Genomic DNA, 14629 nt, shown 5'->3' with positions numbered 1-14629 from the left:
TACGGAATTTCGCTGCAAGTTTCCTGTGAGTGTTGCGGTGATTTCCGCAATACGGTCCGCGTATCTGGATTATGGTGGAAGGTATGACTTCACCTGCAGAAAATAATCTGACCCCGCACCGGATTCCCGCACCGGAGTACCCGGCTGCGCACCACAAACTCACCGCCGATGCCAAAGCTGATTACCTCAACGGCTTTAGCTCGGCCGCGATCCACGCTGGTTACGAGCCGGACTCGCACATCGGTTCCGTCAACGTTCCGATTTATGCCTCGACAACCTACGCCCAGGACGGTTTGGCCAGTCTGCGCGGAGGGTTTGAATATGGACGCGTGGCTAATCCGACGGTACGCAGCCTGGAGACTACCCTGGCTGCTTTAGAAAAGGCTCCGTACGCTCGTGTGTTTTCCTCGGGCATGGCAGCCACCGATACTTTGTTGCGGATCTTGCTGCGCCCAGGCGACCACATGATCTTAGGCAACGACGCCTACGGCGGAACATGGCGCTTGATCGAGTCTGTCTTTAAGCCGTGGGGGGTTGATTACACCGTCGTCAACACGTGCGACGTCGACGAGCTGGCGGGCGCGATCCGCGACAACACCCGCGTGATTTGGCTGGAAACTCCAACCAACCCTGCGCTATCCATCAGCGATATTTCTGCCATCGCAGAGGTCAAAGGTGGCGCCTCCCTGGTGGTGGACAATACTTTTGCCTCCCCATATTTGCAGAACCCAATCAGCTTGGGGGCAGATCACGTGCTGCATTCGACCACCAAGTATTTGGGTGGACACTCTGATGTCGTCGGTGGGGCAGTGGTCACCGCTGATAAAGACGTCGACGCCGAACTGTTGTGGTTCCAGGGGGCCGTCGGTTCTATTGCCTCGCCATTCGATGCCTACCTGACCACCCGCGGCATCAAAACTCTCTCGGTGCGCATGGACCGGCACTGCGATAACGCAGAAAAGATCGCGGAGTTTTTCCAGTCCCGCCCAGAGATCAAATCTGTGCTTTATCCAGGCTTAAGTGAACACCCGGGTCACGAGACCGCTACCAAGCAGATGAAGCGCTATGGCGCGATGATGTCCGTGCGCTTCCACAGCGAGGAAGCAGCGAAACAATTCTGTCTGAACACCACGCTGTTCCTACTGGCAGAATCGCTCGGTGGCGTGGAGTCTCTGGTAGAACACCCAACCAGCATGACGCACGTTTCCGCCGAAGGCTCCGAACTTTCCCCACCATCTGATCTGGTGCGCCTGTCCATCGGCATTGAGGACATCGACGATCTCATTGCTGATCTCACGCACGCATTGGACAAACTGGACGAAAAATAGCGTAGAAATCCAGCCGAAAAACTTACCTAAAAATACGGAGTCGACATGACACAGGAAAAACAAACCCAGCCAGAACAAGCCCAGTCCGAACAGCCACGCAAGATTGCCGTTGTTACCGGGGCAACCGGTGGTATGGGCAGTGAGATCGCTGCTGACCTTTCGCGTGACCATGTCGTGTACGCCCTGGGGCGTAACCAAGAAGGCCTCGACGCGCTCGCGGAATGCGCCAACATCACCCCGGTGCAGGCTGATCTGGTGGCAGAATTGCTTGCCGACGACGCGCAGCCCGGCACTCAGCTTGCCGACGTCCTCGGCCTGGACACAGTCGACGTCGTCGTGCACGCCGCGGCGATTGCAGAAAAGAAATCGGTCGACGATGCCACTCCGGCCGATTGGCGCAAGCACTTCGACATTAACGTCTTCGCTGCCGCAGAGCTGACCCGCCAGTTGCTGCCAGCCCTGCGGAAAACCGAAGGCGATGTCATTTACATCAACTCCGGAGCCGGCCACGGAGGGCACCCGAACAATGTCGTCTACGCAGCCACCAAGCATGCGCTGTATGCCGTAGCTGACTGCCTGCGCAAGGACGAACGCGATATCCGCGTGACTACCGTCGCGCCGGGTCCTACGGATACCGCGATGTTGGAAGGCTTGATGGGCGACTACAACGCCGAGCACATGATTGCCCCAGCGGAAGTAGCCCGTGCCGTGCGTTCCTGCGTGGAGGCTGGGCCTACCACGCAGTTCACCGAGCTGCGGGTGCGCCCACGCATTGAGCTAGCAGACCGTTAGCACCACTAGCTCGCAGCAATTACGCGAATAATTACTCAGTAATTACTCGCCACGGTCGATGCGCTGGTTGCGCAGGGCACGAGCAGTGCGATCGCGGCCTTCCAGCACGAGTCGACGCAAGCCGGCTGGTATATCGCCAGCCAGGAAGTCGTCGGCACGCTGCAAGCCTTCTTCCGTCTTGTCCCACGTTGGGTAGGTGCCGGTCAATACCGCCAGCGCCATTTCTGGGGAGAATTCCGCCCAGACTTTCTGTGCGTCGGCGAAGTATGCCTCGTTGAATTGCTCCAGGTGCTTCGCCGAACCCGTAAAGGTCAGCCCCAGCATCTTGAAGCGGGCTTCCAAGTTGCCCAACTCGCCGGTGCGCAGTTCATCCCAGATGCGCTTCTTATTCTCGTCGCTGTTGATAGCGGCCTCGACCTGGAGCGCAGCCTGCGCGCCAGACGAGGTTTTGTCCAGCTCACGCTGTTGGGCGATCTTTTCGCGTATGGCGGCTTCCTCACCGATGGCGCCATCGGCAGCCAGCGCGGTCAGTGCCTTCCAGCGCAGGCCGGCGTCCTCGTCGTTATCCAGGATGTTTTGCAGGTATGCGCGGGTGGAATCAACCAACGGCAGGTGAGACAGAGTCTTGATGAAGATCAAGGCGCGGTCTTCGCTGCCGTTTTCTGCGGCTGCTTGGAACGCTTCACCGAGCAACTGTGCGCCTTCGGCCTTTGCCCAGTCTTGGTCCGCATAGGCCGTGAGAGCGGTGACAGCCTGGCCAGTGATGCGTTCCAGCACCGCCATTTCGGTTTCTGCCTGCGCACCGCGGGCGACCAGCTGCACGAAATCCCGTGCCTTCAGGCTGCCGTCGCGGGTCATCTCCCAGGCGGCAGACCAGCACAACGTGCGAGCCATCGGATCGGCGATCTTGTCGATGTGCTGCAATAGCGTGGCCAGGGAGCGCTCGTCGAGTTCCGGTAGGCAGTAGGTTAGGTCGTCGTCGTTGACCAGCACGAGGTCTGCAACTGGTGTGCCGACCAGCTCGTCGACGTTGGTGAACTCGCCGTCGATATCCAGCTCGACGCGCTTGGTGCGCACCACCTTCTGCGACTCTTCGTCGAAACGGTACAGCCCCACGGCGATGCGGTGGGTGCGCAGGGTCTCGCCGGCCTGGTGCACGGCAAAAGACGTGTAGGTCTTGCCATCATCCTCGGTGCGGGCAGCCAGGGTGTTGACACCGGTGGTTTTCAGCCACTGCTGCGCCCACCAGCTCAGGTCACGGCCGGAAGCATCCTCCAAGTGGCCCAGCAGATCTTCGAAGGTGGCGTTGCCGAATTTGTGTGCCTCGAAGTGGCGACGCACACCGGCGAAGAATTCCTCGCGGCCGACATAAGCTTGTAGTTGTTTCAGCACCGAAGCGCCCTTGGCGTAGGTGATGCCGTCGAAGTTCTGCTCGACGGTCTCGATGTCCGAGGCATCGGTGGAGATCGGGTGCGTCGTCGGCAGCTGATCCTGCTGGTAGGCCCAAGATTTTTCGATGTTCGCGAAGGTGACCCACGCGGTGTCGTACTGAGTTTCTTCGGCCTGTGAGATCGCCGAGGCCCAGGTGGCAAAGGACTCATTGAGCCACAGGTCATCCCACCACTGCATGGTCACCAGGTCGCCAAACCACATGTGCGCCATTTCGTGCAAGAAGGTATCGGCACGGCGTTCGTACTGGTAGTGGGTGGCTTTGTTGTGAAAGACGAACTCGTCGCGGTGGGTGACGCAACCGGCGTTTTCCATCGCGCCCATGTTGAATTCTGGGCACAGAACCTGGTCGTATTTGCCGAATGGGTAGGCAATGCCGAAGTTGCGGTGATAGAAATCAAAGCCCTGCTTGGTTTCGGTGAACAGGCGCTCGGCATCGAGGTGTTTGGCCAGTGATTGGCGGCAGAACAGTGCCAGCGGCACGGTAATTTCGCGCTCTTCCTCGCTGGTTTCTGGGTGCGCGGTGAGAGTGCCCGTCCATTCGTCGCTGACCTGGTAGTAGTGGCCGGCGCACACAGCGATCAGGTAGGTGGAAAGCTGGTAGCCGATCCGTGAGTTCCACTCGCGGGAATCGCCATTATCGGTAACCGTGGAGGTCTCGTTGGTAATCACGGTCCAGTCGTGCGGGGCGGTGATAGAGAAATCGTAGGTCGCCTTCATATCCGGCTGGTCGAAGCACGCCAGGATGCGTTTCGCATCGGCAGTTTCGCATTGCGAGTATAGATAAACCCGGTCATCAGCCGGATCGACGAAGCGGTGCAGACCCTGCCCGGTGCGGGAATAGGGGATGCGCGCGGTGACATCGACGCTGTGACGTCCTGGTTCCAGCCCCTGCAGCGGGATGCCGTGCTCGGCGTCGTAATCAGTCGGCTTCTCGGTGCCGTCGATAAAAAGCTCCACGATTTCGTCGGCACGCAAATCCAGGAAGGTATCTGCTTGCTGTCCTTCACGGACTTCGAAGTCGACGACGGTGTGGGAGGTGAAGAATTTCTCGGAGACGGTCAGATCCAGCGCCACCTTATAGTTGTGCACTTTGATCTGCTGCGAGCGCTGCTGGGCTTCATCGCGCGTTAAATTAAGAGAAGTCACGGAATGAATTACCTTTCTTCTGCGTTGTAGTAAATACTGCGGTTGGTCCATGCTACGGCCAGTCGATGTTGCGGCCAGTGCCACAGAACTATTAGGTCATGAAGTTGTTCGCACCTAGCTTAATGTCTCCGTAGGATCAGTGGTGGCGGATTTACTCTATGACTGGATAAATGATGACCGGATCAGTGCACACGATCGCACATGATTTAGGCATCGTGCGCAGGCTAATTTGCCCCGTAGGAAAAGCCCCGAATGAAAAATTAAGGAGAACACAGTGGAAACCGTACGTTTTTGGTTTGATGCTTCCTGCCCGTTTGCATGGCAGACTTCTCGCTGGATGAAGGAAGTCGAGAAAGTCCGCGACGTGCAGGTCGAGTGGATGCCGTTTTCTTTGTCTGTGCTGAATGAGGGCGCAGATATTCCGGCCGATTATGCCGAGATGATGAAGGCCAACTGGGGCCCAGCCCGCGTTGCTGCCGCGTTGAAAGATCAGCACCCTGACAAGGTTGATGCCTATTACACGGCCTTGGGCACATTGATTCATAAGCAGGGCAACGGTGGTCAAAAAGGCTATGGCGCTTACGACGATTTGATTGTGCAGGCTTTGAAAGATATCGAAGCCGATGTTGAGCTGGCGAAACTGGCAAATAGCGATGAGGTCGATGAGAAGTTGCGCGCATACCACCAGCAGGCCATCGACTTGGTCGGTAATGATGTGGGAACTCCGGTAATGCAATTGGGTGATGCGGCGTTCTTCGGCCCAGTTATTACCCGTGTTCCAGAAGGCGAAGAAGCCGGGGAACTTTTCGACGCTGCGCTGCGTTTAGGACAGTATCCATACTTCTTCGAACTGAAACGTTCCCGAACCGAAAACCCACAGGTGTAACTATGTTTGGTACTTTTATTACTTCTCTGATCATCGCTGCTCTGGGCGGTGCCGCTGCCTTTTATTCTTGGCGGCAGAATGCCCTAGTGGCTTTGATTTCTGCAGGCGTGTGTTTGCTTGCGTCTGTAGTCGCCGTGATCACCGGCCTGGCTTCTACCGTGGCCGTCGTGTTCAAGCTTTTTCCGTGGCTGCTGCTGGCGTTGGGCATTTGGTTGGTCTACCGCATGATTACTAACCGTAATTCTGATGCGGGGGCAGAGACTCCAGTGCGCTAAACACTCGTTCTCTCCGGGTGTGCACCACGCCACGCCTAAAAATTTAGCCGTCTGGTTTCTGCCAGGCGGCTATTATTGTGTGTATGCGCGTTTATCTTGGAGCAGACCACGCAGGTTTTGAGACGAAAAACCTGATCAAAGAACACCTGAACAAAGCTGGCTATGAGGTGATTGATTGCGGTGCGCACACCTATGACGCCGACGATGATTACCCAGCGTTTTGCATCGACGCAGCTACCCGCACCGTTAATGATCCGGGCTCGCTGGGCATCGTACTGGGCGGTTCCGGAAACGGTGAGCAGATTGCCGCTAATAAGGTCGAAGGTGCACGCTGCGCATTGGCGTGGTCACCAGAAACCGCACGCTTGGCGCGTGAGCACAACAACGCACAGCTGATCGGTATCGGTGGGCGCATGCACTCAGAGGAAGAAGCACTGCAGATCGTCGATGCTTTCTTGGATCAGGAATGGTCGGCAGCGCAGCGCCACCAGCGCCGCATTGACATTTTGGCGGAATACGAGCGCACAGGTGTAGCCCCAGAAGTGCCAAGCGCCGAATAACTGAGGCTGCTCATGGAGCTTCCCGTAGAAAATAAGTGGCACCGTACAGACGACGGCAAACAAATAGCAGGAGTCTGTGCAGGCGTAGCGGAAACGTACGGGGTCAAAGCCGATACTGTGAGGTGGTGCTATGTCCTAGCTTGTCTGGTAGGGGCCCCTATGATCTTCGTGTATCTATTTCAGTGGCTGGCTTACCCCAAATGGTAGATATTTGCTTTAGCTCAGAATTTGTTGTCAGCTAAAAACTCCAAGCACCCCATTGTTGAACCAACAATGGGGTGCTTGCTTAGCTTAGGCCTTGGTTTTAGAAGTCGAAGCCGAGGTCAAACAGGCCGCCGTCATCGCCGCCTCCGAATAGACCACCGCCGTCGTCCATACCTGCACCGTCCATGCCGCCCATGTCATCCATTCCATCCATGTCGCCGCCATCTGCGCCGTCCATACCATTGGCCCCGTCGGCACCAGCACCATCTAGGCCTTCGCCAGCCCCGGATTCAAAATCTTGAGCACCATAGCCAACGCCTGCCATGCCGGAAAACATCATGGAAAACATCATCGCCGAGCTCATGGCCCACACGCCGGTCAGCAGTGCAGGTTCCCACCAGCGGGTCGAATACCAGCCAGCCGGAACCGGGCGTCCTGCAACTTTGCCGCCAGGGTAGTAGTGCGGGGCATCATCACTGGCTTTCGGCGAAGCAATGATGCGCTCACCTTCGTGGTCAATCTCGCGGCGCTCGGTTACCTTGCCAGCATTGCGTTGGCCTTCCAGCGGTGGGATCTCCGGACCGGTAGACATGCCCATGATCTCGCGCGCCGCGTTGGCATAGTGCATACCTTCGAGTGCGGATTCGCGGGCCAAGCGGGCTTGCTTCACGGTGGTGGCAGAAGATAGCGCCGAGGCTGCCGCGTTGTGGCGCTCGGAGGCATCAGACATGGCTTGCTTCGAGGCGGTATCGGTGCCGTCGATGCTGTAGACCTGCGAACCTAAGCGGTCGATCCAGCGCTGTGCGTCGGCACGCGCGTCGTCCAGCTCATTCTGGTTGTTTTGTTCTATTTGCTTCTTGTTATTCCGGCTGGCGAAATAAAACGCGATGCCGACGCCAAGCAGAACGATCAACAGAAATTCCATGCTTACTCTCACTCCCAAAATGTTTTGTCGCCATTCTAACGATTCTGCGCGGCAGTGGTTGTGTCTGCGCAGAGGTGGTGCCAGTGATGATGTGGGTGTACCAGTGGGGTTATGGTGCTGAGCGATTTAAATAGGCGATTAATGGGGCATAACTGCTGGAAAGAGGAGGAGTTTGGCGCTATCGAGATTATGTTGTAGGCTATTGAACGCACCGCAAAGGTGCAAAGGGGAATGTCGTATAGTGGCTAATACCTCAGCCTTCCAAGCTGAAGACGCGGGTTCGATTCCCGTCATTCCCTCCACGTAATCCCGTGGGGCTGATCACTAGTAGTACTGAGAAAATCTCTGTGGAGATATAAACACTCAGTTGTAAGATCAGTCTCACGGGATTTTTCTGCTACCAAATCGGCGTAGTCTGGAATGCTGTTGAACAATTACTCATAAACAGCGTATTCCAAGGAGCTTTGACTACATGTCGAAAACCTACGCAGACTTCCTTATCGACACCCTCGCCAAACAAGGCGTGCGCCACATTTACGGCCTTGTCGGTGACAGCCTGAACCCCATTGTCGATGCCGTTCGCCGCCACAAGGACATGGAATGGATCCACGTCCACAACGAGGAATCCGCAGCTTTCGCCGCTGGTGCAGAATCCCTCGTTACTGGCGAACTCGCCGTGTGCGCCGCCTCCTGTGGGCCGGGAAATACCCACCTGGTGCAGGGGCTTTACGACGCCCACCGCAACGGCGCCCGCGTCCTGGCACTGGCCACCCACATCCCGAGCGAAGAAATTGGCACCGGCTTCTTCCAAGAAACCCACCCGCAGGAAGTCTTGAAGGAATGCTCCGGCTATATCGAAGTCGCGCATTCCGCGAAGCAGGGCCAGCGCATCCTGCACACCGCCATCCAGAATTCGATTGGCAACAAGCAAGTATCCACGCTGGTTATCCCCGGTAACATCGCGGCGGAGAAGGTCGATGAGCCGGTGAGCGGTGGAGTAATCGCCCGCAAGAAAGGGCAGATGATTCCGGATGCTGCTGACGTCGACAAGCTTGTTGCAGCCATTGATAAAGCAGAAAAGATCACGCTGTTCGTCGGTGCTGGCTCCGCCGGTGCGCACGACGAGATTATTGATCTAGCGGCCCACCTGCACGCCCCCATCGGCCACGCGTTGGGCGGCAAAGAAGTTATTCAGTATGACAACCCGTATGACGTCGGCATGTCCGGCCTGCTGGGCTACGGCGCTTGCTACGATGCCTGCCAGGATGCGGATTTGTTGCTGATGTTGGGCACGGACTTTCCATACGTGGACTTCCTGCCAGATGGCTCTGATGTAGTGATCGCGCAGGTTGACAACAACCCGGAACACCTGGGGCGCCGCGCGGTACTCAGCCACGCTATTTGCGGCGACGTGCTACCAACCGTCAACGCGCTGCTGGAAAAGACTAAGAAAAAGACTGACCGCTCGTTCCTGGATGACATGCTGAAAAAGCACGAGCGTGAGTTGAGCCAAGTGGTGGAGGCGTACACCAAGAACGTCGAGAAGCACACCCCGATCCACCCGGAGTTCCTCGCCGACCAGATCGACGAGCTGCTGGACGACGACGCCGTGGTCACTGTCGACACCGGAATGTGCAACGTGTGGGCGGCTCGTTATATTAACCCCACTGGCCGTAACCGCGTGATTGGTTCTTGGAAGCACGGCACCATGGCCAACGCGCTGCCACAAGCTATTGGCGTGCAGCAAGCAGACCGCAACCGTCAGGTCGTCAGCTTCTCTGGTGATGGTGGCTTGGCAATGTTGATGGGTGAGCTGTTGACCGTACGTCGCAACAATCTGCCGGTGAAAACCGTGGTCTTTAATAACTCTTCGCTGGGCATGGTGAAACTGGAAATGCTGGTCGAGGGCATGCCGGAGTTCGGCACCGACCACGATGGCGTTGATTACGCCGGTGCTGCCGAAGCCCTGGGCATCCCTTCCGTGCGCATCACGGACCCGAAGAAGGCGCGCCAGCAGCTAAAAGAGGCCCTGGAGATGGACGGTCCGGTGTTGATCGACGTCATCACCGACCCGAATGCGCTGTCCATGCCACCAACACTGGAACTTGATCAGCTCAAGGGCTTCGCCTTGGCAGCTGGCCGCACCGTGCTCAACGGCGGCGTAGGCAAAATGCTGTCGATGGCACGCTCTAACCTGCGCAATATTCCGCGTCCGTAAGCGCATACTATTTAACGTTTCAGCTCAGACGCGAGTTCGACGGCCTGGCGGATAGCCCGTGCCGCGTCTAGCTCAGCGGCAACATCCGCGCCACCAATGACGTGCACGCGGGAGCGCTGGTCCTCGGTTAAGCTCTTGAAGTCTGCTTCGACGACTGACTCTTGGCCGGTGCATAACACGATCGTGTCGACGTCCAGCACGGTGTCGGTGCGGTTATTTTTCAGGTCGTCTTCCAGCTCGGCGACCTTAGCTTTATCTCCCGCCTTCTGTGCCTTCCGGATAGCCTTGCTGGTCTTGGCCGCGTCGTTGACTGGCACGTTCAGGTGCAGCCCGTCGTTGTCGATCTTCATATAGGCAACACCACTGACCTGTTTTACTCCGGCTGCGGCCACGGAAATACGGTGCACCCAACCGGTGGTGCGGTTGAGGCCCAGCCCCTGCGGGGAAGGTTTGCGTTGCAACATCGTGATCTCACGTTGCGCCCGTGGCGGGTGCGGGCGTTCCAGATTGCCAGGTAGATCTGCACGGCGGCTTACACCCCAGGCAGATTCCCATTCGTTGATGGTCGCTGGTGTGGGCTCGGCTGTGATATCTGCGGCTGTGATATCTGTGGACGTTGGAGCTTCCACCAAATACTCTGCAACATCGAAACCGATACCACCTGCACCAGCAATTGCCACCTTGTTGCCTGCCTGTTTGGCGCCGGACAACAATTCCGCGTAGGTGATGACGTCGACGTCGAACTCGCCGGCCATGGCCTGTTCGATGCCCGGAATCTCCGGTATGCGCGGGCGCACGCCAGTGGCGATCACTACCTCGTCGAAGCCTGCAGCGAAAGCTTCATGCGCGGTCATTGGGGTAGAGGCGGTGATTTTTACATTCTGTGCATCCAAACGGGCAAGTACTGACTGCAGGGAATAGTGGAACTCTTCTTTTCCTGGGATCTGCATAGCCAAGCGGAATTGCCCACCGACGGTATCGGCAGCCTCAAATACCTCGACGGAATAGCCGCGTTTCGCCAAAGCTTCAGCACCAAATAGGCCAGCGACACCGCCGCCGATGACCGCTGCTTTCGGGGCAGCCTTTTCTGGGTACGCCTTACCGGCAGGCTCGCCAGCACCAACGTGTCCACCGTTGATCGGCTGCAAGGTCAGTTGAGTTTCGTAGCCCGCGCGAGGGTTAACTAAACAGGTTGCGCGTTTGTTTTCAAAAACATGGTCCAGGCAGGACTGGTTACACGCAATGCAGTGGTTGATCTGGTTTGCGTGGCCAGCTTGCACGCGGTTGATGAATTCTGGATCCGCCAGCCACGGCCGGGCCATCGAGACGAAATCGGTTTCCACGCCGGTATCGTCCCAGGTTCCGGCCAATACTTGTTCGGCGACTTCTGGCGTGTTGATGCGGTTGGATGAGATCACCGGAATATTGACGTGTTTTTTGACTCGCGCGGTGGCCCAGCTGAAGGCTGCGCGGGGCACGCTGGTAATGACCGTCGGCACTTGAGCTTCATGCCAGCCGATACCGGTGCTGAGCATGTCGACGCCTGCTTCTTCCAAACCACGTGCGAGTTCTAGAATTTCGGTTTGGGTTTGGCCTTCTTCGACCAATTCCAGCATGCTCATGCGGAAATCAACCAGGAAATCTGCGGGCACGGCTTTCCGCACTGCCCGTGCTACTTCCAAGGCGAAAAGGCTGCGTTGCTGGCCCCAGCGGTCGTCGCGTTGGTTGGTGCGTGAAGAGAGGAATTGGTTAATCAAATAGCCTTCTGAACCCATAATCTGTACGCCGTCGTAACCGGCCTGTGCGGCGAGTTTGGCGGCATTCGCGAAATCTTGGACGGTCTGGGCAACTTCTTCGTCAGAAAGCGCACGAGACGGAAAAGGGCTGATCGGCGCCTGGGTGGCACTGGCGCTGACTGATTCCATATGGAAGGCGTAGCGGCCAGCGTGCAGTAGCTGTAGAAACGCCAGGCTGCCGTGTTCGTGCACGGCGGCGGTGACTTGCTTGTGTGCTTGCACCATTTCGTGATTATTGAATGGTTGTGCATACGGGCTTAGTACTCCCAGCTGGTTTGGGGAATAGCCGCCAGTGACCACAGCTGCTGCGCCGCCTTGTGCGCGTTCGGCGAAATACGCAGCTAATTTCGGTGCATTCGCTGGGTCGTCTTCGAGGCCGGTGTGCATTGACCCCATAATTGCGCGATTACGGAAACGCTTCTTGCCGACGGTGATCGGAGCGAGTAGTCGCGAATAGTTGTCGTTGGGGGAACCAGGTATGGCACTAGGCGTGGTGTTGATTGCAGAGGAAGCCAAGGAAACGCTCGCGAATTGTGTCATAAATAACACTCTAGCGTGTGTTCTGCATAACAAAAACCCGCCAAGGCTCCTGCTGGCTATGGGATAGGCGACCCCGGCTGTGCGGGACGAAAATAAGGCGGGTAGACTTTGTGGGCGTGTTCATGTGCACTTGGTGCACGTGAGTGGTCACGGGGCGTAGCGCAGCTTGGTAGCGCATCTGCTTCGGGAGTAGAAGGTCGCAGGTTCAAATCCTGTCGCCCCGACAAATGGGGTCCAGGCTGTGAGTGCTTTGGGCCTCTGTTTAATAAAATAATTACTAGCACTATCCCTCGATGAGAAACCAGGAGAGTTACTCGTGAAGACAACCGTCGACAAGCTGAGCGATACCCGCGTGAAGCTCACCGTGAATGTCCCATTCTCTGAGCTCGACAAGGAAATCGATGCAGCCTATAAGGCCATTGCGCAGCAGGTGTCTATCCCAGGTTTCCGTAAAGGTAAAGCGCCCCGTCAGCTGATCGACGCGCGTTTTGGCCGTGGCCCTGTTTTGGAGCAGGTCGTCAATGACATGCTGCCGGTTAAATATGAACAGGCCATGAAGGAAAATGACATCAACCCAATCGGTCAGCCTGAGGTTGATATCAAGCAGATTGAGGACAATGAATTCGTAGAATTCACTGCTGAAGTTGATGTTCAGCCAGATATTGAGGTTCCAGACTTCTCCAAGTTCAAGGTCTCCGTTGCTCCGCTGAAGTCCGTGGATGAGGCTACTGATGAGCAGATCGATCAGCTGCGCGATCGTTTCGGCGAATTGAAGGAAACCAAGCGTCAGCTGAAGACCAACGACTTTACAGTCATTGACTTGTCTGCAGAGATCGATGGTGAAGAAATTGAAGACGCTAAGGTTGAGTCCATGTCCTACCAGATCGGTTCTGGAAACCTGGTCAAGGGATTGGACACCGCTTTGCGTGGAATGAAGACCGGCGAAGACAACACCTTCACCGCGAAGCTGCAGACCGGTGAGCATGCTGGCGAGGAAGCAGAAGTTTCCGTGCACGTACAGAAGACCCAGGAACGTAAGCTGCCTGAGTTCGACGATGACTTTGCACAGATGGCTTCGGAATTCGATACTGCCGATGAGTTGCGTGAAGCTATCCGCACGCAGGCTGAAGAATCCGTGAAGGCCCAGCAGGCTGCAGAAATCCGCGACGAGGTGCTGAAGGCAGCTCTGGAAAAGGTGGAATTCGAGCTTCCAAAGACCGTGGTCGACGACCAGGTGCACAACCAGTACCACCAGGTACTTGGCCAGGTTGGTGGCGACGAGAAGGCTCTGGCTCAGCTTTTGGAAGCACAGGGAACTTCCCGCGAGCAGTTCGACAAGGAAGCGCGGGAATCTGCCGAGGATTCTGTACGTACCCAGTTGTTCTTGGATGCGGTTGCCGAGCAAGAGCAGCCGGAGGTTTCCCAGGAAGAACTCACCGAGCACATCATGTTCACCGCTCGTTCCTATGGCATGGAGCCAGGACAGTTTATGCAGCAGTTGCAGCAGGCTAACCAGCTGCCAAACTTGTTCGCTGATGTTCGTCGCGGCAAGGCACTGGCGATGGCTATCTGCAATGTCCAGGTAGAAGATACCGACGGCAATGCTGTTGATCCAAAGGACTACTTCGGTGAAGAAGAAAACGCTGAAGGTGCTGAAGGTGCCGACAACGCTGCAGCGACACAGGAAAATTCCGAGGAGAAGTAATCTCTCTCGGTGACTTTCGGAGCATATGATGCTTCGAAAAACCACACCCGCCGGGTTTGGCTAACGTAGCTGAGCTTGGCGGGTTTTGCGTAGGTGCGGTGCATGTAAACGCTGACAGCGAACACAGCTGACGGGCCTACGGACGGCGAGTACGCTGGTGTCATTGAGTACGACGACTAACAGGAGTTGGAAACACTAATGTCTGACAAAATTACGAGCGAGGCAGGTTCGACGGGCATGAACCTGGGCGACTCTGTCTACGAGCGCTTGTTGCGTGAACGCATTATCTTCCTGGGTACCCAGGTGGATGATGAAATCGCCAACAAGCTGTGCGCACAGATTTTGTTGCTTTCCGCGGAGGATCCAAACCGCGATATTTCTCTTTACATCAACTCCCCAGGCGGTTCCGTAACCGCAGGCATGGCTATCTACGACACCATGAAGTACTCGCCGTGTGACGTGCGTACGTACGGCATGGGGCTGGCAGCTTCCATGGGGCAGTTTTTGCTCACTGCCGGTGCACCGGGCAAGCGCTTTGCTTTGCCACACGCACGCATCATGATGCACCAGCCATCCGCCGGTGTTGGTGGTACCGCCGCTGATATCGCGATTCAGGCAGAACAATTCGCGCAGACCAAGCGTGAGATGGCACAGCTGATTGCGGAGCACACTGGCCAGACTTTTGAACAGGTCACCAAGGACTCCGACCGTGACCGTTGGTTCACCGCACAGCAGGCTTTGGAATACGGCATGGTAGACCATGTCATTTCTGCTGCTCAGGGCGGCACTGTTACTAACTAAG

The 14629-nt window shown here is 56.7% G+C and carries 12 protein-coding genes and 2 tRNA genes; 11 read left to right on the top strand and 3 right to left on the bottom strand.

Going from position 1 to position 14629, the window contains the following annotated elements; all coding sequences use genetic code 11:
• Nucleotides 1-83: 83 nt before the first annotated feature.
• Nucleotides 84-1328, top strand: a complete 1245-nt coding sequence (locus tag HMPREF1292_RS00615; RefSeq protein ID WP_023018296.1) for a cystathionine gamma-synthase — start codon at nt 84-86, stop codon at nt 1326-1328.
• Nucleotides 1329-1373: 45 nt separating this feature from the next.
• The gene (locus tag HMPREF1292_RS00610; protein WP_023018295.1) at nt 1374-2120 is read left to right on the top strand and encodes an SDR family oxidoreductase; all 747 of its coding nucleotides are present in this window, start codon (nt 1374-1376) and stop codon (nt 2118-2120) included.
• A 42-nt stretch (nt 2121-2162) separates the two neighbouring features.
• Here the strand turns inward: HMPREF1292_RS00610 and pepN are convergent, their stop codons facing one another.
• A complete protein-coding gene (gene pepN / locus HMPREF1292_RS00605) occupies nt 2163-4718 on the bottom strand; it encodes an aminopeptidase N (RefSeq protein WP_023018294.1) in 2556 nt (851 codons plus the stop codon).
• A gap of 274 nt (nt 4719-4992) precedes the next feature.
• Here pepN and HMPREF1292_RS00600 point away from each other — a divergent pair, with 274 nt between their 5' ends.
• From HMPREF1292_RS00600 to HMPREF1292_RS00585, 4 genes are all read left to right on the top strand, one after another.
• Complete coding sequence (locus HMPREF1292_RS00600; RefSeq protein WP_023018293.1) at nt 4993-5604, top strand: DsbA family protein; 612 nt, start codon at nt 4993-4995, stop codon at nt 5602-5604.
• Nucleotides 5605-5606: 2 nt separating this feature from the next.
• Nucleotides 5607-5879 carry a hypothetical protein gene (locus HMPREF1292_RS11190; RefSeq protein ID WP_023018292.1) on the top strand — a complete coding sequence of 91 codons (273 nt, stop codon included), beginning with the start codon at nt 5607-5609 and terminating at the stop codon, nt 5877-5879.
• An 83-nt stretch (nt 5880-5962) separates the two neighbouring features.
• Nucleotides 5963-6439 (top strand): ribose-5-phosphate isomerase, encoded by a 477-nt coding sequence (locus HMPREF1292_RS00590; protein WP_021353173.1) that lies wholly within the window; start codon nt 5963-5965, stop codon nt 6437-6439.
• A gap of 12 nt (nt 6440-6451) precedes the next feature.
• Nucleotides 6452-6646: a PspC domain-containing protein gene (locus tag HMPREF1292_RS00585; RefSeq protein ID WP_021353174.1), complete on the top strand. Its 195-nt coding sequence runs from the start codon at nt 6452-6454 to the stop codon at nt 6644-6646.
• Between the two features lie 97 nt (nt 6647-6743).
• Here HMPREF1292_RS00585 and HMPREF1292_RS00580 read toward each other — a convergent pair whose 3' ends face one another.
• Nucleotides 6744-7568, bottom strand: a complete 825-nt coding sequence (locus tag HMPREF1292_RS00580) for a hypothetical protein (protein ID WP_023018291.1) — start codon at nt 7566-7568, stop codon at nt 6744-6746.
• A gap of 227 nt (nt 7569-7795) precedes the next feature.
• Here HMPREF1292_RS00580 and HMPREF1292_RS00575 point away from each other — a divergent pair.
• A tRNA-Gly gene (locus HMPREF1292_RS00575) sits at nt 7796-7870 on the top strand.
• Nucleotides 7871-8040: 170 nt separating this feature from the next.
• Nucleotides 8041-9786, top strand: a complete 1746-nt coding sequence (locus HMPREF1292_RS00570; RefSeq protein WP_023018290.1) for a pyruvate dehydrogenase — start codon at nt 8041-8043, stop codon at nt 9784-9786.
• 11 nt (nt 9787-9797) lie between these two features.
• Here HMPREF1292_RS00570 and HMPREF1292_RS00565 read toward each other — a convergent pair whose 3' ends face one another.
• Complete coding sequence (locus tag HMPREF1292_RS00565; protein WP_023018289.1) at nt 9798-12122, bottom strand: NADPH-dependent 2,4-dienoyl-CoA reductase; 2325 nt, start codon at nt 12120-12122, stop codon at nt 9798-9800.
• Between the two features lie 150 nt (nt 12123-12272).
• Between HMPREF1292_RS00565 and HMPREF1292_RS00560 the strand changes: the two genes are divergently transcribed.
• The 3 genes from HMPREF1292_RS00560 (at nt 12273) to HMPREF1292_RS00550 (ending at nt 14628) form a co-directional block, all read left to right on the top strand.
• Nucleotides 12273-12346: transfer RNA gene (locus HMPREF1292_RS00560), tRNA-Pro, on the top strand.
• Between the two features lie 92 nt (nt 12347-12438).
• Nucleotides 12439-13827, top strand: coding sequence for a trigger factor (tig, locus tag HMPREF1292_RS00555; RefSeq protein WP_023018288.1), 1389 nt, complete (start codon nt 12439-12441; stop codon nt 13825-13827).
• A 198-nt stretch (nt 13828-14025) separates the two neighbouring features.
• Entirely contained in the window at nt 14026-14628 is a 603-nt protein-coding gene (locus HMPREF1292_RS00550; protein ID WP_023018287.1) for an ATP-dependent Clp protease proteolytic subunit, read from the top strand.
• The last annotated feature ends 1 nt before the right edge of the window (nt 14629 follow it).

The sequence above is a fragment of the Corynebacterium sp. KPL1995 genome (assembly GCF_000477935.1).
GTDB lineage: Bacteria > Actinomycetota > Actinomycetes > Mycobacteriales > Mycobacteriaceae > Corynebacterium > Corynebacterium pseudodiphtheriticum.
This window is presented reverse-complemented; position numbering and strand designations above follow the sequence as displayed.